Origin of the sequence: Bacillus sp. JNUCC-22, assembly GCF_018861275.1 — a bacterium.
Taxonomy (GTDB): domain Bacteria; phylum Bacillota; class Bacilli; order Bacillales; family Bacillaceae; genus Bacillus; species Bacillus velezensis.
Genome location: NZ_CP076408.1, coordinates 716,013 through 736,712, shown reverse-complemented (window position 1 = coordinate 736,712; position 20,700 = coordinate 716,013). Strand labels below are relative to the sequence as shown.

Here is a 20,700-nt window from a genome sequence, read left to right as displayed (position 1 = left end):
CTCACGTAAGTTCATGTGTTCATTTTAAATCAGGCGCTGGAATAAAACTAGTAAAAGGACAGACAAATTTCTTGGAAGAGATCATTTTGTCCGAAGAATGTTTCCGCCTCTCCTTTTATACACTGGAGGGGAAGAGGTGATGACATGATCAGCGTCAGTTTGTGCGTTATCGTGAAAAATGAAGAGGAAGTGCTTGCGGGCTGTCTTGATTCCGTTAAAGACATTGCGGATGAAATTGTGATTGCTGATACGGGCTCGACCGACCGGACGAAAGAAATCGCGGCCCGTTATACGGATAAGATTTATGATTTTGAATGGATCGATCACTTTGCGGCCGCCCGTAACTTTGTGTTTTCGAAAGCAGAAATGGATTATATTCTGTGGCTGGACGCCGACGATATATTGACGGAAAAGGACCGTGAAAAGCTGATTGAACTGAAGGCGTCGCTTTCAAAAGAGGTGGACGCGGTATCCATGTATTATCACGTCGGCTTTGATGCTCGGGGAGAGGTCAGCTTCAGATACCGCCGCAACCGACTCGTCAAGCGTGAAAAAGGGTTCCGCTGGATCGGAGCCGTGCATGAGTATCTTGAAGTATACGGAAACATCATAGAAACCGATATTGCCGTCACACACCGGAAATCCGAGAAAAAGCACTCGCCTCCCTCAGACCGCAACTTGAAGATTTATGAGAAAATGGCGGAAAACAGTGAAACGATGACACCGCGCGATTTGTTTTACTTCGCGAATGAATTAAAGGATCACGGCCAGTATCAGCGCGCCATCACGTATTATCACCATTTTCTTTCCACAAAACAGTGCTGGATCGAAGACGAGATCAGAACGTGCCAATATCTATCCGATTGCTACAGGGCGGTCGGCCATGAAGAGGCCGCCATGACGTCTCTCTTAAAATCATTTCTGATCGATTGTCCGCGTCCGGAGTTCTGCTGCAGGCTCGGCGACTATTTTGCGGAGAAACGGCAATACCGGCAGGGCGTGTTTTGGTATGAACTCGCCCTATCCGCCAAAAGCAGTGATGCAGGCTTTACCCTGCTCGAATATTCCACCTGGTATCCCCATCTGCAGCTCTGCGTCTGCCACTGGCAGCTCGGCGACAGAGAAAAAGCGAAGATTCATAACGACAAAGCCGCCTCCTATCATCCGTCACATCCGAGTGTCCTGTATAATCAAAACGTGCTCGGCACATAACATCGAAAAAAAGAGCTGCCCCGTATGAAGGGCAGCTCCTTATTGATTACGCTGTCGGAATTCCTCCGCTTACACTGTAAATTTGGGATGTCACATAACTCGATTCTTCTGAGGCCAAAAAGACATAAATCCCTGCTAGCTCCGCCGGCTGTCCGGCGCGCTTTAATGGAACGGCCGGTGTTTCCTTACCGAATTTCGGAATGTTTTCACCGGGCTGTCCTCCCGAAATCTGCAGAGGCGTCCAGATCGGCCCCGGCGCTACCGAGTTGACTCTGATTCCTTTATTCGCCAGCTGTTTTCCTAAGCCGACGGTAAAACCGATAATGGCATGTTTCGTCGCGGCATAATCCAACAGCATCGGGCTTGGATTATACCCTTCTACGGACGTTGTCGTGATAATAGACGCGCCTTCCGGCAGATACGGAAGCGCGGCTTTGACGAGCCAATACAGCGAGAATACGTTGACTTCAAATGTTTGATAGATTTGTTCTGTAGTAAGATCGCTGATATCATCCACTGCCTGCTGTTTGCCGGCGACAAGAGCGAGCGTGTCAAGACCGCCAAGCTCTTGATACGCTTTTTCCGCCAATTCTCCGCTAAACGCTTCATCGCTTAAATCTCCCGGCAGCAGAACGGCTTTTCTTCCCTCTTTTTCAATTAACGCTTTCACTTCTTCAGCATCCGGCTGTTCCTCAGGCAGATAGTTAATCGCCACATCCGCCCCTTCCCGGGCATAAGCAATCGCGGCGGCCCGGCCGATACCTGAATCGCCGCCGGTGACGAGGGCTTTTCTTCCCTTCAGCTTGCCGGCTCCTTTATAGCTTGTTTCACCGCAATCCGGCACAGGCTTCATCTCTTTCTGCAAACCGGGCGGTTCTTGATATTGTTTTGGAAATTCATCATGATCATATTTCGTCAGCGGGTTGTGCAGATTTGCATCAGACATACAAGACTCTCCTTTATCATGGGTGATGTATTCGTATGTGTACCCCTTTAGCATGACGGATCAAACGTGTAAGTGCAGTTTCCGATTGATAAAAGGAAAACAAAAAAGGAGCCCGTAAGCTCCCTTTTTTTATGACTCTCCGAGTACGTTTTCAGCCATTTTCGCTAAATGCTGGGCGCTTCCCGAAATTTCCTGCATCGTGGCAGAAATTTGTTCAACCGCCGCCGCTTGGCCGTTTGTGTTCTGGTTGATGGATTCAATAGAGTCCTCCAGCCCTTTCAGCAGGCTGTGGATTTTTTTCGTAATCTGGTCAATTTGGCCGACGTTGTCTTTTGAATGAGTGGCAAGCTTGCGGATCTCATCCGCCACCACGGAAAAGCCCTTGCCGGATTCTCCTGCTCTCGCGGCTTCAATGGCCGCATTCAAACCGAGCAGATTGCTTTGATCCGAGATGCCCTTGACAGTGACGGAAATGTCGGCGATTTCTCCCGCGCTTTCACTGACTTGTTTCGCCTGAGCGGAAATTCCGGTCATCTGTGCTGAGAAACCGCTGATGGATTCTGAGATATCCGCGATGGCCGAAGCGGTCTGTTCCACGACGGCGGACAGGCTTTCAGCGACATCATGAAGCTTGGCTGATTTTTCAAGGCTCGTGCCGAGACCGACGCCGCCGATGACTTTTCCGTTTTCATCGTGAAGCGGAATCGCTCTGGCGATCAGCGGAAATCCGAAGAGCTCTTTCGGCACCATGCTTGTCTTCTTCTGATTCATGCGGATCGCATCTGTAATGATGTCCCCTTTTTGCAGCGGGTCTCCCGGCTTTACGTTAAGAGAAAACGTTTTAGCCGGAATATTCACGATTAATTTTTCTGTATCATAAATTCCGATGGTGATGTCATCTTGGATCAGGCTGTTTAAAAAAGGCGCAACTTTGACAAATGCGTCAAGCAGGCTGTGCGTTTGCTGCTCCGTCTGTATACTCATTTCTTTCACTCCTTCTTAATATGGGAATTGCCGTTTTTCATGCTGAACCGAAATCCATTTCAGCGTGGTGAATTCTTCAAGGCTCCATTCGCCGTTCAGCCTGCCGAGACCTGATTGCTTCTCGCCGCCGAACGCGACGTTCGGTTCATCATTAATGGTCGTATCGTTGACGTGAATCATGCCGGTTTCGATCCGCTTAGCAAACTCAACGCCGCGCTCAACGTTTGCCGTATGCACGGCTCCGCTTAAACCGAACGGTGTCGCGTTTGCGATGCTTACCGCTTCATCCTCCGTTTCAAATGGCATGATGCAGACGGCCGGTCCGAACAGCTCCTCCTTCGCAATGCTCATCTCAGGTTTCACATCTTTTAAAATGACGGGCTCAGCGACCGTTCCGCTGAATCGGCCGGACAGCACCGGAACCGCTCCCTCTTCTATCGCTTTTTCGACAGACCGTCTCAGACCTTCCGCCTGTCTCTCATTGATTAAAGGGCCGATAACCGTATCAGGGTCCATCGGATCGCCGACTTTCAGCGATGACACTTTCGCTTCGTAAAGCTCTGTAAATTTGTCATATACAGATGTGTGAACGAGCACGCGGTTCGCCGACATACAGATCTGGCCTTGATGCGTAAACCGGCTGAATACGGCCGCATTGACGGCGTATTCAAGATCAGCATCCTCAAGCACGATCAGCGCGCTGTTTCCGCCAAGCTCCAACAGCGGTTTTTTAAAGTGTTTGACCGCAAGCTGTCCGATATAGCTGCCCACTCCGGTTGAGCCTGTAAATGAGATTATCCGCGGGACGGGATGCTCAACAAAGCTGTCGCCGATCTCCCCGATATCCGTCACGATAACATTCAGCAGCCCGTCCGGTACGCCGGCCGCTTCAAAAATTTTCGCGATAAGCGTTCCGCCGCAGATCGGCGTTTCTTCATGAGGCTTCAGCACGACGCCGTTCCCCGCGCCGAGTGCCGGCGCAACAGATTTCATCGAAAGGAAAAACGGGAAATTAAACGGGCTGATCACCCCCACGACTCCGGCGGGTATTCTGTACAGCCTGTTTTCTTTTCCGTCAATCGTGGACGGGAGAATTTTCCCTTCCATCCGCACCGGAAATGTTGCGGCTTCTTTTATCATATTTTTGACAAGTCCGATTTCAAACTCAGCCTTCAGCCGTGTTCCGCCAAGCTCCTCCATGATTAAGTAAATAATCGCTTCTTCGTGCTCTTCAATGAAAGAAACGGCTTTTTCCAAAATGGCCCGCTTTTTAAAAGGGTTTACTTTGTCCCATTCTTGTTTCGCAAGAGCCGCGGCGCGATATGCCGCATCCACGTCATCAGACGTCGCTTTTTGGAATGAGGTGATGACTTTTTGAGTATAAGGATTTCTGTTTTCCAATACGTTCCGGCTGCTCCCATCCCTCCATCGGCCGCCGATAAACTGCTTATTTAGTTCTTCATATTGAAACATGTAAAACATCTCCCTTTCACCGAAACTTGAAATTAGTTGATGAGTCATCTTTTGTATCGGTCTTAAGGTGAGAAAATTGAACTATTTCACAATAAAATTCCCGTTCCTTCCGTGCATCGACGCTTTTTAGCTTTGTCCTTTTAAAGTGGAAAATTCTTTAATTGACTGCGAGAAATTTCGACAATATAATACAAACGTCAGTGTATATAATGATAAGAATATTATGAATTTTCAGGAGGACCCATATGTCTTTACTATTTCGGAAAAAGCCGCTGGCCGACTTAAAGGCCCAGAGCAAACAGACCAGCCTGTCCCGCTCGTTAAGCGCTTTTGACTTGGTTTTGCTCGGAATCGGCTGTGTTGTCGGCACGGGGATTTTTGTGATTACCGGGACTGTGGCCGCGACAGGCGCAGGACCGGCTTTGATTCTGTCGTTTGTGCTCGCGGGCCTTGCCTGCGCGCTCGCCGCGTTTTGTTATGCGGAATTTTCTTCATCCATTCCGATTTCAGGCAGCGTATATACGTATTCATATGTCACTCTCGGGGAGTGTCTCGCGTTTTTAATCGGATGGGACTTAATGCTTGAATATGTCATCGCGCTCGCCGCCGTCGCAACCGGCTGGTCATCCTATTTCCAGTCGCTTCTTGCGGGCTTCGGGCTGCATCTTCCGGAGGCGCTGACCGCCGCACCCGGCAGCAAAACGGGTGCCGTGTTCAACCTGCCGGCCGTTATCATTATTTTGGTCATTACCGCGATTGTTTCAAGAGGCGTGAAAGAAAGCACCCGCTTTAACAATGTCATTGTATTGATGAAAATTGCGATCATTCTGCTGTTTATCATCGTCGGTTTCGGCTACGTGAAACCGGAAAACTGGTCGCCGTTTATGCCGTTCGGAATGAAAGGCGTCATCACGAGCGCCGCGACCGTTTTCTTCGCGTATCTCGGATTTGATGCCGTGTCAAACGCGTCGGAAGAAGTGAAAAACCCGCAGAAATCAATGCCGTTCGGAATCATCGGCGCGCTTGCCATCTGCACCGTCCTTTACATTACGGTATCGCTCGTCCTGACGGGAATGCTTTCGTACACCAAGCTGAATGTCGGGGATCCGGTATCTTTCGCGCTCCAATTTGTCGGCCAGAACAAGATAGCAGGCATTATTTCCGTCGGCGCGATTATCGGGATTACAACGGTCATGCTCGCTCTGCTTTACGCTCAGGTGCGCCTGACATTTGCGATGAGCAGAGACGGCCTTTTGCCCCGCATGTTTTCCAAGGTTCACCCGCGTTTTAAAACACCGTTTCAAAACACATGGGTGACGGGGATCGTTGCCGCCGGGATCGCGGGTTTTATTGATCTGGGAACCCTGGCTCATCTCGTCAACATGGGAACCTTGGCGGCCTTTACGGTCATTGCGATCGCCGTCATCGTTTTAAGAAAGAAACATCCGGAGATCAAATCTTCCTTCCGTGTTCCTTTCGTGCCTTTTGTGCCGATCATCAGCGCATGCTTATGCCTGTATCTCGCAAGCAGCCTGCCGGGCGTGACATGGCTCGCCTTTGTCATCTGGATCGCCGCCGGGATCGTCGTTTATATGATGTATTCGAGAAAACACAGTTTGTTAAATAAATAAAAAGGGAGGCTCTTTTTTCTGTTTGAGAAAGAAGAGCCTTTTTTGCACTTGATAATTCATTCACCTTATGAATAATATGGTGTATGCTTCGTTTACATAAAAAGGAGGAGAATCACTTTGGCAATTGCCGCCCCGCTTAAAGAAAAACCTGTCCATTGTCCCGAGACAACCATGTATTCTATTTTGTTCATTATCGGGATCTGTCATCTGCTGAACGATTCACTGCAAGCGGTGATTCCGGCGATGTTTCCGATTTTGGAACGTTCCATGAATCTTACATTTACGCAGCTCGGAATTATCGCCTTTACGCTGAATATGGTGTCTTCCGTGATGCAGCCCGTCATCGGCTGGTATACGGATAAACGCCCGATGCCGTATGCCTTGCCGCTCGGACTCACCGCAAGCATGCTCGGCATTTTAGGTCTCGCGTTCGCCCCGTCTTTTCTGACGATTTTATGCTGTGTCTTTTTTATCGGCCTTGGCTCCGCCGTCTTTCATCCTGAAGGATCGCGTGTCGCCTACATGGCCGCCGGCGAAAAGCGCGGCTTGGCGCAATCGATTTACCAAGTCGGAGGGAATACCGGCCAGGCGATGGCGCCCTTGATTACCGCGCTGATTCTCGTTCCGCTCGGTCAATTCGGCTCTGTCTGGTTTACGCTAGTCGCCGCAATCGCTGTTCTGTTTCTCATTTATATCGCCAAATGGTATAAAGGCCGCCTTATTCATTTGCGGGCCGTAAGTAAAAAATCACCGGCCTCCGCTGTGCAGACCGTGATTACAAAACCGATTATTCTCGCCCTTATCATGATTATCTTCTTAATTTTCGCGCGCTCCTGGTATGTGAGCGCGATCGGCAACTTTTATACGTTCTATGCGATGAATGCCTATCATGTCAGCATTCAGCAGGCACAGAGCTACATCTTCGTCTTTTTATTTTTCGGAGCTGTCGGAACGTTTCTCGGCGGGCCGCTTGCAGACCGTTTCGGAAAGCGGAACGTCATCATCGTTTCGATGATAGCATCGGCTCCATTGACGATTTTCCTTCCGTTTGCGGGACCTGTCATCGCCTATGGCGTACTGGCGCTGATCGGTGTTGTTCTGATGTCCAGCTTCTCCGTGACTGTTGTCTACGCGCAGGAGCTTGTTCCAGGCAAAATCGGAACGATGTCAGGGCTTACGGTCGGGCTCGCCTTCGGAATGGGCGCGATCGGAGCCGTTGCGCTCGGAGCTCTTATTGATTCAGCGGGATTGACGCCGACCATGACAGCCGTCGCCTTTCTGCCCGTTTTAGGTCTGCTCGCCTTTGTCCTGCCGAGCGACAAAACATTAAAAGAATGGCATTCATAAAAACAATCCCTGCCGAAAAGGCAGGGATTTTATGTTTCAACCGTATAAAAATGAGTGTCAGGAACCGCATACTTCGGAATAAACCCGTCTCTGAAATCAGGAAACGCTTTTTGAATTTCATCAATCCATTTTTTTACGTTTTTGATGTACGGCACGTAAATCATATTGACTGTCGCCTCGTCATCAATGTGATAGTACCAGCACAGATTGAATTCGTTCTCCGTGACGAGCGTAAAGCCTGAAAAATGATAAAAAATCAGCGGGGTGTCATTGACATATACAGCCCCGCCGCGCAGGCTGACGTCATATTGCTCAATATTCCACAGCGCCGCATTCGCGCCGATCGACTCCGTGACATGAACGTCTTCAAACTGCGCGGGCCACTTTTCAACATACCTTTGATCACCGTATGTCTTTTTTTCTTCATTCATCTCCACCGTACAATAGGAGATGCAATCCTGCCTCCACTGCCAGACCGCCCGATACGCTTCCCCGGTATTCCGCGCGCCGACAAACCCGGTGTTGTACTGCCCTGTCAGCTTGTAATAAGACGCAAACCGTTCTGAATTGCGGTGATCCGTCAGAAAAAGGGAAGCATCCGGCTTTTCCGCAAACAGCTCGCCCGCATCTGAGAAGAAAAAGAGATCGGTGTCCAAGTGGGCAAAATATTCAGCTTCATCATACTCCGTCATCACATGGAACAGAAATGCCGGCTTCAGCGTCCAGCAATATTCATGAAACGTCCGGCCGCCCTTTGCTTCAAGCAGCTCCGGGTCCTCCATTTCATGGAGCTGAACCGCCGTGATATGTTCCCACGGCACCTGCTGAAGCAGTTCGTACGCTTTCTGATCGACACACAGCACATACAGATGAAAATCCCGGCAATGCTCATGGAGAGAATGAATCATCGGCATCAGTTTAAAGATATGCGTTCTGGAAACAATGGTTGAAAAATGATATTTACTCACCATATCACATCCAATTTATTTAAGATCCACATGCAGTAAATCAGCAGCCAGCGCTTTGAACGCCCTTGCAAAGTGCGTGACGCCCAGCTTTTTTTCCGCTTTTGCCAAAAGCTTTCCGACCTCCGGCAGATTGAAGCTGTTCGCCGTGATCCGCGGGCTTTTCGTCTTCCAGTCCGGGTCGAGGTTGCGGTCTTTAACCGCGTGCAGCAGCTCGAGAAAAATGTGCAGCAGGCTTTCATATTTCTCATAATCAAGCAGCACTTCGATGTCTGCCATCATGCTGTTGGTTAACTCCGCGTCAAACGGGCCGTTAAACGCGAGGTGCACGTCAAGCGAATGAATGTCATTGTACTTGTCGCACATGTACGCGATATTCGCCCTGATATCATCAACGGAAGCGCAGTTGCTCGGATGCTCCTGATGGACGCTCATGATATCGCGCCGCAGCTGAAATCTCATTCCCGACTGATGAAGCCTGATGCCGAGATCATAATCTTCAAAGCCGTATCTGACAATGCCTTCATCAAACAGCCCGAGATCTGCCACGTGCTGTCTCTTGACTGACGAATTGTTCGTAATGAAAAAACGCCACGGCAGACGGTAGCCGTTCAAATCATCTCCGTATTTTTCCAAAATACTTTTCAGCACACGGATAAAGTCGGTATCTAAATCAAAGCATTGGTCAAGAAAACTTCCGTCTCTGATATCACTTTCATCAAGGAGCGGCTCTTTATCGCCCGGCAGCTCTTCATACAGTTCGGCGAGTTTCTCTTTATGCTCTTTTTCAAAACGGTCATAATAAAAGCTGTAAATCCGCTTCCAGAACATACCGCATACGACAAGATCGTCCCGGTTCTCATGAGCCTTGATATGCTTCGCCACCAAATCCTTTTCGGCAAGCATGTCGCTGTCATGGAAGATCAAAATATCGCCTCGGGCATTGCGGACCGCCTGATTCCGGCCGTAAGCGATCCCTCTGTTTTCTTTAATTCTCACAAAAATCAGCGGAAAATTCGCGCTGAATGATTCAAGCATGGATAAGGTTCCGTCTTCCGAACCGTTGTCAGCCACAATCACTTCGAACGGCTCTGTGCATTCCTGTTCATTCAGGGACAGCAGGCTGTTATAAAGCCGCTCCTTGGAATTATATGCGGGAACAATGACGCTTGCCTTCACTTTTCGTTCACTTCCTGTATATGATCATTTATTTGTTATCATCCTCAGATGCAAAGCCGCTGAACTCCGGGCAGACGGCGCTGACCGTCCCGATCACCCGCTTCAGAATGTCCTGATAAAGCTGATGGACAAACGGCAGGTCGGTCCGGTCCGTCTCATGAATCTGCCGAATGTCGCCGGCTGTAACGATCCGGTATCCGCTGAAATGATAGAAAATCAGCGGACTTCCGTCTTCGAGCACAAGACGCCCGTCCTTCCATGAAAACGTGTGGCGGCCGTAATTCCAATGGCCGATATTCACGCCGGGCGTGGTGATGTCACACACATTCGGGAACAGGCCGGACATGTAATCCAAGTAGCCTTGATCTCCGAATTTTCCTTCGCCCGGCGCATTTTTGCATTCTTCCAGGCAGCGTTCTTTCCACCATCTGAGACAATCTGTGCCGGCACTGTCGGTTTTGAAGCTGAGAAAACCGGAATTATACCGGCCTAAAAGACGCTGCAGCATGTCGATTTCCTGTTTTCCAAATGAGGGAATGACGATATCGCCCCGTGACAGAAGCACCGAACAATCCGGCTGATTGTCAAAAATCGCGCGCGGATCAGCGAAGAAAAACAAATCGGCATCAATGTACGTGACACGCTCTAATTCCGGATGTCCGTCCAGCACGAATTCGAGAAATACCGGCTTCACCGTCCAGCAGTATTCGCTCTGATCCCTCGTCCGCTTCAGTTCAAGGAGCTCCTCATTTTCCAGTGCGGACACCTGAATCAAGGTGACATTATCCTGCCGCATTGCCTGAAGCACGTCATAGGTGTCTTGGTCCATACACAAAGTAAAAATGGGGGCGTCCGCCTGAATCGCTTTCAATGAGCCGAACAAAGCGATAGCCTGATACAGCCTTCCTTTTGATAAAACTGTGCAATATGCGCTTGTCACGTCTTTCTCTCACCTCTGTTTCTGTTACTTTTGAAAAAAGGCTTTATACCATTCGATCGTTTTTTCCAATCCTTCATCAATGGTATGCGCGGGCGTCCAATTCAGAAGCTTCCTCGCCTTTTCCGCCGATAAATATTGGTGCTTGATTTCATGGCTTCCCTGGTTGAGCACTTTCGGCTTGAGGTCACTGTCCATGGCCTTAAGAATTTTTTCTACAAGCTCCAGCACCGTCAGCTGAATCTCATTGCTGAAGTTGAACGCTTCTCCCGCAAGATTGAGCTCCTCCATCTTTTCCGCCAGCAAAAGGTATGCCTCGACCGCATCCTCGATGTAAAAATAATCACGGATAAATGTGCCGTCGCTGCGGATTTCCGGCGCTTCACCGTTCAGCACGAGCTGAATCGTCTGCGGAATAATCCGGTTAAAGTTCAAATCTCCGCCGCCGTACAAGTTGCCGCAGCGCGTAATACAGACCGGAAGTCCGTACGTATTAAAATATGTGTGGCTTAACAAATCGGCACAGCTTTTTGATACGTCATACGGATGTTTGCCCTGAAGAGGCATGTTTTCATCGTACGGCAGTGTCGGCTGGTCGCCGTACGCTTTATCACTGGACGCGACGATCACCCGCTTGATGAGCGGATGCCTGCGGCACGCTTCAAGGATGTTCCATGTGCCGAGAATATTGGCTTCAAATGTGGAAATCGGATTGCGGTTTGCGACGCCGACGATCGCCTGAGCGGCTAAATGAAAGACCGTGTCAATTTCATATTCGCCCAGCGCCCGCTCAATCACATCCAGATCTTCAAGCGCGCCCTGCACGATATTCATTTGCTTCACTTGTTCTCCCTGATACAGGTTCGACTTGGGCACAGTGTCACGGACAAGTCCCGTCACATTGGCCCCCTGATCGATCAGTTCCTTCACCAAACAGCTTCCTAAAAGACCTGTACATCCCGTCACAAACACATTTTTATTTTTCCAGAAACTCAAACTTAATCACCATACCTTCCATACATGTTGTCCCCGGTCCCACATCTTGTTGATTTCCAGCAGGTTTTTATACGTATCGATCGCCGTCCAGAAACCGTAATGCCGGTATACCGCCAATTCGCCGTCCTTCGCCAGCTCCTTCAGCGGTTCTTCTTCAAACATGACATCCCTGTCTTTCGGCAGATAATCAAATACCTTCGGGCTGAGCACGAAAAATCCGCCGTTGATGATGCCGTCACTTGAGGTTTTTTCAGAAAAGCTTTTCGCCATACCGTCTTCAACCGTCAGCGTTCCGAATTGCGAGGTCTTTTCTATACCGGTGACGGTCACCGCAGCCCCTTTTGATTGATGACAGCTGATCAGATGAAACAGGTTGATGTTGGCCAGTCCGTCCCCGTACGTCATAAGAAAGGTTTCATCACCGATGATGTCCTTCGCCTGTAAAAGCCGCCCCGCTGTCTGCGTGTGTTCCCCCGTGTCTAAAAAAGTGATTTTCCACGGCTCGGATTTTCCCAATATCCGCACTTCTCCGGTAGAGCTGTCCAGCGTCATGCTGTGATTCTTCCAGTCATAATCTAAGAAATATTCCTTAATCATCTCTCCTTTGAAACCAAGAAGCAGGATAAATTCGTTCACGCCATAGTATTGATAGAGTTTCATAATATGCCATAGAATCGGTTTGCCGCCTATCATGGCGAGCGGTTTGGGACGTTCATTGGTGATTTCGCTCATTCTCGTTCCTTTTCCGCCGCAGAGAATGACTGCTTTCATCTCTACCCCTCTTCTCTGTGAATATTGGATTCGAAACCGCCCGTATAAGAGAAACCAACCCGATAATTTGTCCGATTCTCTATCACCGGTTTCAAAATCTACTGTAAGATATGAGAGATTGGCGCCCTTTGTGACCAAAAGCTCTCTCTTTTTTCAGATTGGTGAAGATACACACAAAAAAAGAGCCTTACGGAAATTCCGTAAGGCTCTTTCTATTATTTATTATCCTGATTCAGCTTTTCTTTGCCGTAATGATATTTAGACGGATCAACCGGCGTAAAGTCGCTCAATTTGTGGAATCTGAGCAAGTCTTTGTACATCACGCTGTCAGACAGCTTCAGCTGCTCTGTGACTCTGGCTTTCAGGTTTTTCGTTTCCTGATTGCCTTTCAGTTCTTTTCCTGTCTTCGTATCGTATACGACATTGGAGATGGAAGTATATTTCGGCGTGACGTAATCTCCGTTACGGAACGTCACCGTATCATCATGGTCTTTCGAGAAGAGATCGGTGCCGAAATTAATATATTTCTTAGAATCGATGCCTTCCAAGTGAAGGATCGTCGGCACAACGTCCATTTCACCGCCGTACGTATGGTTCACCCCGCCTTTTTTGCCGGGGATGCGAAGCATAAGCGGCACACGCTGATTCTGCGCGTTTTGATAAGGCGTAATTTCTTTGCCGAGAATTTCTTTCATCGCGCGGTTATGGTTTTCAGAGATTCCGTAATGGTCTCCGTAAAGCATAATCACCGAGTTGTCATATAAACCGGATGACTTCAGATCTTTAAAGAACTGTTCAAGCGCCTCGTCGAGATAACGCGCCGTCTGGAAATAGTCATCTACAGTCGCGTCGCCCGTTTTCGCTTTTTCGATCGTTGCGTCTTTTTCATCAAGCGTAAACGGATAATGGTTCGTCAGCGTGAGCAAATGCGCGTAGAACGGCTGTTTCAGCGATTGAAGCTTCGGAATGGATTCTTTGAAGAATGGTTTATCCTTCAGTCCCATATTGACAAGGTTGTCATCAGACATATCGTATGTGCTGGCGTCAAAGAATTTATCGTAGCCGATATGTTTGTAAATCTGGTCACGGTTCCAGAATGATTTGTAGTCACCGTGTAAAACGGCGCTTGTATAGCCCTCACTTTGGTCAAGGATGGCAGGAAGCGATTGATACGTGTTTTCCCCTTTTGTCACGAAGGCTGACCCTTCAGGCAGTCCGAACAGGCTGTTATCCATCATCAGCTCGGCGTCAGATGTTTTACCTTGGCCCGTTTGGTGGAAAAAGTTATCAAAGTACGTCATGTCCTCTCCGCCGCGGGCGAGTTTATTCAGGAACGGCGTGACTTCTTTTCCGTCAAGTTTGTAGTTGATCAAAAACGATTGGAAGCTCTCCAGGTGAATCTTAATAATGTTTTTGCCTTTGGCCTTGCCGAAATACTCGGCGTTCGGCTTCGCATAATGCGACGATGTGTAGTTTTCAACGCTCGTCAGGTCATCGCTGCTGGCATATGCCCGCTGTGATTCCGTCTGCGCCGTCTGTACGCCGTCATAAATCGTGTAATTATAAAGGCCTAAGTATTTTACAATGTAATTGCGGTCAAACGTTCTTGTCAGCAGCTCCGGGCGGTCCTCTTCGGCAATCGCCAGGTTCACGAAGAACAAAACAATACCCGTCACGATAATTAATGACGTATACCGTTTTTTCAGCTTGAATTCCTTCAGCTCACGTCTCCACACCAGAAGCGCGATTAAAATAATAATATCAACAAAGTATAAAATATCATGGCCGGACATAATGCTGAAGATGCCGTCTCCCATATTTCCCACATTACCGGATTGCTTTAAGTTCGGGAATGTCAAGAAATCATCGAAGAATCGATAGAATAGGATATTTGCATACAAAATAAACGTCATGATGAAATCAATAATCACCATGATAATCGCTGATTTGCGGCCTTTCGCAAACAATGCCAGTCCTAAAAAGAAAATGGCGCTTGAGAACGGATTGATCACAAGCAGAAACTGCTGCGTCGGACCCTTCACCCCAAGGTTGAATTCAGCATGATAGGCTAAATACGTTTTGGCCCAAAACAAAATAATAGCCAGTACAAAAAAACTAAGTCTGTAAGAAAATAATTTCTTCATGGCAACCTCTACTTTCCTAAACACTTTAAATCTGTATTCTTACTTTTTGCTTCAATTCCTGCTTTCCGAGCAAAACGAAAGCATCACACAGCCCCATAAACACACCATTTAAAAAAACGATATATTTATCATTCGTGTCATGCCCATTGAACATCTTATCCCGCCAGCCATTAGACGCAGGATATCCGTTCTTCGTTTCACATTTTTTTCTGGCATTAAAAGGTACCGTATCAGACCGGGTCTGAAAATAGGAGATACCAAATATAAGAATAACACAAACTTCTAAAAACGAAAAATGAATATCAAAGACAGCCGCCCAACAGGCGGGCTGAAGTTATTGTATGCAAAGGGGCTGAAGGTTTTTTTTGCTGATGTAAAAAAAGGACTGGAGTCATCCAGTCCTTTACCTGTCAAATTATCGCTTAGACCCTAAAGATATACAAAAATGCTTTCTTCACGTTTACCTTTTGTTTTTTATAATCCAACCATGCAGCAGAGCTGGCATTTGTGACTGCTTAAACTGTTCTCCAACACTGGTCCTTAACGCGTCTTGCAAATTTCTGTTTCTCATTAGCGAAAAAAATTGTGAACTGGTTTCATCAAACCCGCCAATAAAGGAATTACCCACCTGAAATGACACCCCATGTTGTTCTTTGGTCACAACATGCAGCAGCTGTTTAAATTCTTCCAGTGTTAAAGAAGCACGGTATTGATCTTTTAAATAGGCTTCTTCCTCACGAGATTGCGCTGTGTTAAGGCCCTCTCCCAAACTGTTCCTGTCCAAGTCTACAATATAGATACATGATTGATCTGATAATAGATGGATGAGTGTATTTACAATAGCAATAGGATTCTTAAAGAGTCCAAAACATAGATGTATGAATATAATGTCTTGCTTCTTAGACACATATTGCATAATATTTTCTGCATTTGAACATATAAAAGATGCATTAATACCGAGTTTTTTTGCTGAAGAAATTGCTTGGGCAGAGGAATCAATACCTGTCAGTTCGATCTTTTGAAACCGACTGTTCAAATATTGAATTACTTGCCCCTGTCCGCAACCAATATCTAATACAGAATACGGCTCTCTATTAAATTTACTGGAGTAAAACGACAGAAATGTTTCAATTGAAATACTTCTAATGGATGAGGTTTCCCTCTCATCATACCGAAAGCTCACTTTACTTTTCTCAGGATGAGAAAACCATGTTTGTGCTTGAATTCTGTTGGCTTCTGACTCTCTGACAATTGTTTCAATTTCCATATAACTGTGACACCTCCAAAGAGTTTACCACTCTGCTTGAGACATTGTCGGCGAAGATGTATTTATTTTCCTTTTGCTGACAGGACGAAAATACTGGATAGTTAAATTATGCACAATATGGAATGCAGCTACTGATAAAAAATCAAATTGTGCAGCTATTACAGCTATTACAGTAAATACAGTCATATAGGGGGCTGACTTTACACCACCAAGGGGAATATGGAGCAGTAAGAATCCTATCGAGCTAATACACGTACACAATAAGACAGAATCAAAGAAGTATAGTTTAAATAGAAAAGGAATACAAATTCTCCATATTAATTCCTCTGAAACTGCGCATAAAGGCAGGAAAATCAATGTATCAAGTTTATTTACTTTTCTTTTAACAAATACAACAGATTTGTTTTTACGCTTCCAGATAACATAAGGAAAAAAGAAACCTAGGGCACTAAATAATAAAACACCGTACGCATTATTGCTATGTATTAAAAAAAAGTTATCATCTAATAAGAAGATGCTGCAACACATAATTCCACCAAAAACGGTGATAATATCATAACTGCGCTGCGGTGTTATATGACGAGTCAGTTTATATTCCTTAGTTCTATGCTTGATTTGATACATAACTGTTAGCTTTGAAACATAGGGACCCATCAAATGAATCAGGATCCCTATAAAGATGCATACCCTTAACTCCATCATGTTCCTGCAACTAAAGTATATATAGGTGCATCGTCTACTCCATTATGGCCACCAATAAGATCCATGAGCTCATCATCTATAAACCCTCCGTATGGACGGCTCTGGATACATTGGGCTGTGGCCAATAAAATCATATTCTGCATCAGATGACCCGCTTCAATAAATATAAATCGATATGAACGATGGCCATATTTAAACCTTGACCTCCAAAAGCTAGCCGATATGATTACAGCGAAAGAAAAGTCCTTTACAGCTTCTTCTTGTAACATTATTCTTCCGAAATCCTCTTCAGAGTACTCACCTAGATGAACTAGGCCCTTTCGATAAGGATCAAAGTGATATAGACCTTTTTCCAAAGAATCCACCTTGTTGCTAACAACGTACAGATCCAACGGATAAAGAGCTCCGCCAGAAGGAATAGGGCGTCTAGGACCTTCAGGGCGCTCTATTAATCCATAACTACCCTGCAGAATGGTAGAAAGCTGTGATAATGTTGTACTACCACCGTTAAACTGTTCGATACTTCTCCTATTTCGAATAACTTCATCTAATGATACACTTGTCCTCAATGGGGAAGGTAATGTAATCAATGGCAAGTCATCAAATCGTTTACCTGCATGAGTAGCGATCTTCTGTAATGTTGCAGATCTCATTAGGCCTGCTACTCCTGGCGCGTCCCACGCCATAGAGCTTCGATAAACTTTCGAAGCCTCAAACCAGTTCTCAGAAGGATCATCAAATCTTAGTTTTTCATTGCCATAGACTACATCAACCAAATTAGTGGCATGCCTTTCAATCTCTTTCATTTCGTTAACCCCTTTCACCTTAGTATTTATGGGAATGGATGAGGTACTGGATTAAGTGTTTCGATTGTAAACGGCTCTGGTACTAACCCTAAATCGTAAGAATGTCGTAATATACGTTCTCCACCCAACATTCTTCCCCTGTAAAGGACATCTATAGGTTTAAACCCTGGAATGATGGACTTTACTACATAAGCTCCGGCATCTTTTATATCAGGACTTGTTAAATCAAATGTAGCCACTTTGAAACCTTTTTCATATAGGTGATCATTTAGACTATTCCAAAGTACATCAGGAGAACTATCATCGAATGACTTAAATTGGTTAACATCAACTAAAGTGCTGTTACTTGTAAGGAAATCAGCTTCCTTGACGATATCGGTTCCTGCGTAAAGCTTGATATGGTCCTCAAAACTATTGATATCCCTATTAAAATCCGCATTCACTAATGCGTTACCTAAACGTTGTTCCGTCTTGACCCAAGTTCTTGTATACATCCCTTCAATTGCTGCCTTTTCACAAGCCCTTTCTATTGAATAGGAGGAGGCGGCTCCAATTGCAAAAGGGGCTAAATTCGTATGAGGATTTCTGACAACTGCTAGCACAGAAGGAATACCTGAAAATACAGTCATATCAACTAAGTGCAGCCGCAATGATGTTGGTTTAATATATCTTTCATAAAAGCGTTTTAATCTCGGAGAAGAATTCACATCAATCTGGGGCAAGCTCAGCTTGTTATACCAGGTAAGCATAAAAGCATCCCGTTCAATCGTTTCAAATAAACCTGAAATTGCTGCTTCTACAAAGGTAATTCCGCAAGCAAGACCGTTACTTGTAGCATGACCTATATTAGTGTCCCCAGGCCATTCCGTATGATTGGCGATATGGATTAGTTGCCCTGGGGTCCATACCTCCTCATTTGTTTTCGCATATGTCCCTTTTCTCCACCACAGCTTAGTATTTTCATCCCAAACTTCATGAGGAAATATAGGATCTTTGAATTGAGTTGGAGCGTACAATTCCCAATCTTTATATCCAATGAAACGCTTATTCTCCTTCTCTAATTCCTTTTGTGATCCAAAACATACAACATCGGAATCAAATGGAAGATAAGCTGCACTATATCTTTCCACCGTTTCCCCAATAGCAGCTAGTCTTGCCGCAGCCGCATTATCCGATCCGCCTCCATTATAAGAATTAGAGGGGACTCCGAATAAAATTTTACTGTCTGTCCCATGAGCACCGTACGAGTGTCCCCAAACGTCATCTACATCGCGTAATTTCCGATACTCTCTTCTCACTATACCTACATATGGATCAGCAAGACTATCAAGGACTTTCCATGAATCTTCTAATGTCGTCCATTTACTCACCATAATTATTTGGGCACCTCGCCGTGATACCATACTTGAGGAAATCCTGTGTCAGCGGCAGGAGAACACTTTTGGCATCTCGGTACTCTATATACACGATGATTATCAACCGAAACTCCCCTGTCATCCAAATTGACAGTTATAAAACCACCTGGAACGGCGCTTGGTGCATAGTCTCTTAGTGTAATCCACTCTGTGACAAGATTATTCGCTATTCCTGCCTGTACCAAATGAACTGGCTGATTATATACCGGTTGTTTCGCAGCGTTGACTGGCTTGACCTTCATCAATTCTGAACGAAATACCTCATCTGAAAAGTTTGCTGATTTACGTAAGTTATAACAATGGAGACATGCAGACTTGTGCGGGATGAAAAATGGACCAACCCAAGCTGTCTGACCATCGTATGGAATAACACACAACCAAGGGACATGATCTTCTAATGATTGATCATTTACTTGTTCTAACAGCGGGTCCAAATGTGAAGCTGCTACAGCAATACGTATCGAAGGCTTCCCATTATCCGGTTTTTCTTTCCAATCTATGTTTAATCCTGTTTCCTGCAAGCTATTAGTAAGGGTTATTGCTAGGTTATTTTCCCCATGTGCTACAACTTCCACTATGCTTGTCTTTAATCTATGTAAGATCTGGTTGACTTCCACTTGCCCCCCTGCCCTCTCATATGCCAAAAAAGCAGTCATGTCAAAATTAGAAGTAGATTGTATACACAATCCGTTCGTCACCAGGAAATCGAAGACGTTTCTTAACTGTTCTTTCTCTAAGTTGAACCTTTGGTGCAGTTCTTCAATTGAGACTCCATTCTCACATACAAGATATTCTGAAATTGCCTCAAAGAATTCAACGATTCCTTCTCCATCAACTTTTGTAATGGATTGTGCTTTAAAGCTTAACAGGCTTCCTTCCAATTCTCCCAAAGTAATATGAGGAGATAATTTGAACCTTACAACCGTTTGAATAGATTGAGTTTGTTGAGACATCTGTATTCCTCCTTAATTAATTTGTTTATTTTCAAATAATTGAGCTGCATTTGGCGGATGCCCAATTATCTGTTCCAGAATATTAGTAGTTGGTTCTAATCGGTCATCGGAAGACAGTATCTGATATTCTACCAACCATTCTATTAGATCCAGTGGCATGTTATTTTGCATCAGCATCCTAATCGCTTCCTCTTTATTTTTACATTGTAAATCTATCTGCATCTCCAAATCTTGTTCAAATATATCTTTAAGTCTTTCCATACTAATAACTTCCGCTCCGGTTAGGTCAAAGGCTTTCCCTGCGCGAACATTTACATCTTTTTTTGAGATTAAGCATGCAGATGCAACATCTTGAGTGGAAATCCAATTTACGCCTACCGGAGAAAAAGCAGTGAGCAGTATTCCTGTGGCTGCTGCCCATCCTCTGTACAACTCGATTCCGATATCCAAAGGGGATGTTCTGTATAAAATACTTTTTTTATATTTTTGTAGTAACTCTGTTTCCACGTAACCCAATTCATCATTCAAATTATATCTCCGGTTTGAAAGTATGATTGTTTCTGCATCCAAGTCAAAAGAGTTGATGAAAGAATCACTTTCGTACTTTATTGATCCGCCTAAATCTACAATCTGCAATGGATAATCATGGAGCTCAGCCGCCTTATCCTCCAATATTTGTTTCAGGGGTTCCCTAACTCCCATGTAGTGAATTTTCACGTCCAATACCTCCTAATCAATAATCTCACTCGATCAATCTCATGATTTGTCATCAGAAAGATAAGCAAAAAGTTAATATAACCAATTAATACTTAATATGGAAATTATAAATTTGATAATCACCGTAAATAAATGTCTTAACAAAAGATGGTTGAACCATAACAGTTAGGACAGTGCAGCAGCAAATAGAAAACAGCATACAAGATTAAGTTAGTTAGGATCAGAAGTTAAATACCTTTCTTAAAAGTAAACAAA

18 protein-coding genes are annotated in these 20,700 nt (G+C 45.6%); 3 read left to right on the top strand and 15 right to left on the bottom strand.

Translation table 11 applies throughout. The features are described 5' to 3' along the window. Positions 1-144 precede the first annotated feature (144 nt). Positions 145-1,212: a tetratricopeptide repeat-containing glycosyltransferase family 2 protein gene (locus JNUCC22_RS03780; RefSeq protein ID WP_216062140.1), complete on the top strand. Its 1,068-nt coding sequence runs from the start codon at positions 145-147 to the stop codon at positions 1,210-1,212. 46 nt (positions 1,213-1,258) lie between these two features. Here the strand turns inward: JNUCC22_RS03780 and JNUCC22_RS03775 are convergent, their stop codons facing one another. The 3 genes from JNUCC22_RS03775 to JNUCC22_RS03765 all read right to left on the bottom strand — a co-directional run bounded on the left by JNUCC22_RS03775 (position 1,259) and on the right by JNUCC22_RS03765 (position 4,615). Further along, complete coding sequence (locus tag JNUCC22_RS03775) at positions 1,259-2,158, bottom strand: SDR family oxidoreductase (RefSeq protein WP_020955480.1); 900 nt, start codon at positions 2,156-2,158, stop codon at positions 1,259-1,261. Positions 2,159-2,287: 129 nt separating this feature from the next. After that, positions 2,288-3,142 carry a methyl-accepting chemotaxis protein gene (locus JNUCC22_RS03770; RefSeq protein ID WP_007408955.1) on the bottom strand — a complete coding sequence of 285 codons (855 nt, stop codon included), beginning with the start codon at positions 3,140-3,142 and terminating at the stop codon, positions 2,288-2,290. Between the two features lie 15 nt (positions 3,143-3,157). Beyond that, positions 3,158-4,615, bottom strand: coding sequence for a benzaldehyde dehydrogenase (locus JNUCC22_RS03765; RefSeq protein ID WP_007408954.1), 1,458 nt, complete (start codon positions 4,613-4,615; stop codon positions 3,158-3,160). A gap of 245 nt (positions 4,616-4,860) precedes the next feature. Between JNUCC22_RS03765 and JNUCC22_RS03760 the strand changes: the two genes are divergently transcribed. Both JNUCC22_RS03760 and JNUCC22_RS03755 read left to right on the top strand, forming a co-directional pair. Further along, positions 4,861-6,246 (top strand): branched-chain amino acid transporter BcaP, encoded by a 1,386-nt coding sequence (locus JNUCC22_RS03760; protein ID WP_042634952.1) that lies wholly within the window; start codon positions 4,861-4,863, stop codon positions 6,244-6,246. 117 nt (positions 6,247-6,363) lie between these two features. After that, entirely contained in the window at positions 6,364-7,593 is a 1,230-nt protein-coding gene (locus JNUCC22_RS03755; RefSeq protein ID WP_072588881.1) for an MFS transporter, read from the top strand. Between the two features lie 29 nt (positions 7,594-7,622). Here the strand turns inward: JNUCC22_RS03755 and JNUCC22_RS03750 are convergent, their stop codons facing one another. The 12 genes from JNUCC22_RS03750 to JNUCC22_RS03695 form a co-directional block, all read right to left on the bottom strand. Then, complete coding sequence (locus JNUCC22_RS03750) at positions 7,623-8,561, bottom strand: putative nucleotide-diphospho-sugar transferase (protein WP_007408951.1); 939 nt, start codon at positions 8,559-8,561, stop codon at positions 7,623-7,625. Positions 8,562-8,576: 15 nt separating this feature from the next. Further along, the gene (locus JNUCC22_RS03745) at positions 8,577-9,737 is read right to left on the bottom strand and encodes a glycosyltransferase family 2 protein (protein WP_007408950.1); all 1,161 of its coding nucleotides are present in this window, start codon (positions 9,735-9,737) and stop codon (positions 8,577-8,579) included. 28 nt (positions 9,738-9,765) lie between these two features. After that, complete coding sequence (locus tag JNUCC22_RS03740) at positions 9,766-10,677, bottom strand: putative nucleotide-diphospho-sugar transferase (RefSeq protein WP_039062754.1); 912 nt, start codon at positions 10,675-10,677, stop codon at positions 9,766-9,768. 24 nt (positions 10,678-10,701) lie between these two features. Next, the gene (locus JNUCC22_RS03735) at positions 10,702-11,670 is read right to left on the bottom strand and encodes a GDP-mannose 4,6-dehydratase (protein ID WP_012117042.1); all 969 of its coding nucleotides are present in this window, start codon (positions 11,668-11,670) and stop codon (positions 10,702-10,704) included. A gap of 6 nt (positions 11,671-11,676) precedes the next feature. After that, positions 11,677-12,441, bottom strand: coding sequence for a glucose-1-phosphate cytidylyltransferase (locus tag JNUCC22_RS03730; protein WP_216062139.1), 765 nt, complete (start codon positions 12,439-12,441; stop codon positions 11,677-11,679). A 215-nt stretch (positions 12,442-12,656) separates the two neighbouring features. Further along, a complete protein-coding gene (locus JNUCC22_RS03725) occupies positions 12,657-14,585 on the bottom strand; it encodes a lipoteichoic acid synthase (protein WP_003155677.1) in 1,929 nt (642 codons plus the stop codon). 460 nt (positions 14,586-15,045) lie between these two features. After that, the gene (locus JNUCC22_RS03720) at positions 15,046-15,852 is read right to left on the bottom strand and encodes a class I SAM-dependent methyltransferase (RefSeq protein ID WP_108725116.1); all 807 of its coding nucleotides are present in this window, start codon (positions 15,850-15,852) and stop codon (positions 15,046-15,048) included. 24 nt (positions 15,853-15,876) lie between these two features. Next, entirely contained in the window at positions 15,877-16,551 is a 675-nt protein-coding gene (locus JNUCC22_RS03715) for a CPBP family glutamic-type intramembrane protease (protein ID WP_237436811.1), read from the bottom strand. After that, complete coding sequence (locus JNUCC22_RS03710; protein WP_108725118.1) at positions 16,551-17,360, bottom strand: SagB/ThcOx family dehydrogenase; 810 nt, start codon at positions 17,358-17,360, stop codon at positions 16,551-16,553. Before JNUCC22_RS03710 ends, JNUCC22_RS03715 begins: the two co-directional genes overlap by 1 nt. Positions 17,361-17,386: 26 nt before the next feature. Then, the gene (locus JNUCC22_RS03705) at positions 17,387-18,733 is read right to left on the bottom strand and encodes a YcaO-like family protein (RefSeq protein ID WP_108725119.1); all 1,347 of its coding nucleotides are present in this window, start codon (positions 18,731-18,733) and stop codon (positions 17,387-17,389) included. 2 nt (positions 18,734-18,735) lie between these two features. Next, positions 18,736-19,728: a TOMM precursor leader peptide-binding protein gene (locus JNUCC22_RS03700; RefSeq protein WP_144464611.1), complete on the bottom strand. Its 993-nt coding sequence runs from the start codon at positions 19,726-19,728 to the stop codon at positions 18,736-18,738. 12 nt (positions 19,729-19,740) lie between these two features. After that, a complete protein-coding gene (locus JNUCC22_RS03695) occupies positions 19,741-20,445 on the bottom strand; it encodes a Rossmann-fold NAD(P)-binding domain-containing protein (protein ID WP_012117035.1) in 705 nt (234 codons plus the stop codon). Between the last annotated feature and the right edge of the window lie 255 nt (positions 20,446-20,700).

Excerpts from the sequence above, each read along its gene's own strand:
- JNUCC22_RS03780 (WP_216062140.1), top strand. The coding sequence starts at position 145 with ATGATCAGCGTCAGTTTGTGCGTTATCGTGAAAAATGAAGAGGAAGTG.
- JNUCC22_RS03775 (WP_020955480.1), bottom strand. The coding sequence starts at position 2,158 with ATGTCTGATGCAAATCTGCACAACCCGCTGACGAAATATGATCATGAT.
- JNUCC22_RS03770 (WP_007408955.1), bottom strand. The coding sequence starts at position 3,142 with ATGAGTATACAGACGGAGCAGCAAACGCACAGCCTGCTTGACGCATTT.
- JNUCC22_RS03765 (WP_007408954.1), bottom strand. The coding sequence starts at position 4,615 with ATGTTTCAATATGAAGAACTAAATAAGCAGTTTATCGGCGGCCGATGG.
- JNUCC22_RS03760 (WP_042634952.1), top strand. The coding sequence starts at position 4,861 with ATGTCTTTACTATTTCGGAAAAAGCCGCTGGCCGACTTAAAGGCCCAG.
- JNUCC22_RS03730 (WP_216062139.1), bottom strand. The coding sequence starts at position 12,441 with ATGAAAGCAGTCATTCTCTGCGGCGGAAAAGGAACGAGAATGAGCGAA.
- JNUCC22_RS03725 (WP_003155677.1), bottom strand. The coding sequence starts at position 14,585 with ATGAAGAAATTATTTTCTTACAGACTTAGTTTTTTTGTACTGGCTATT.
- JNUCC22_RS03720 (WP_108725116.1), bottom strand. The coding sequence starts at position 15,852 with ATGGAAATTGAAACAATTGTCAGAGAGTCAGAAGCCAACAGAATTCAA.
- JNUCC22_RS03715 (WP_237436811.1), bottom strand. The coding sequence starts at position 16,551 with ATGGAGTTAAGGGTATGCATCTTTATAGGGATCCTGATTCATTTGATG.
- JNUCC22_RS03710 (WP_108725118.1), bottom strand. The coding sequence starts at position 17,360 with ATGAAAGAGATTGAAAGGCATGCCACTAATTTGGTTGATGTAGTCTAT.
- JNUCC22_RS03705 (WP_108725119.1), bottom strand. The coding sequence starts at position 18,733 with ATGGTGAGTAAATGGACGACATTAGAAGATTCATGGAAAGTCCTTGAT.
- JNUCC22_RS03700 (WP_144464611.1), bottom strand. The coding sequence starts at position 19,728 with ATGTCTCAACAAACTCAATCTATTCAAACGGTTGTAAGGTTCAAATTA.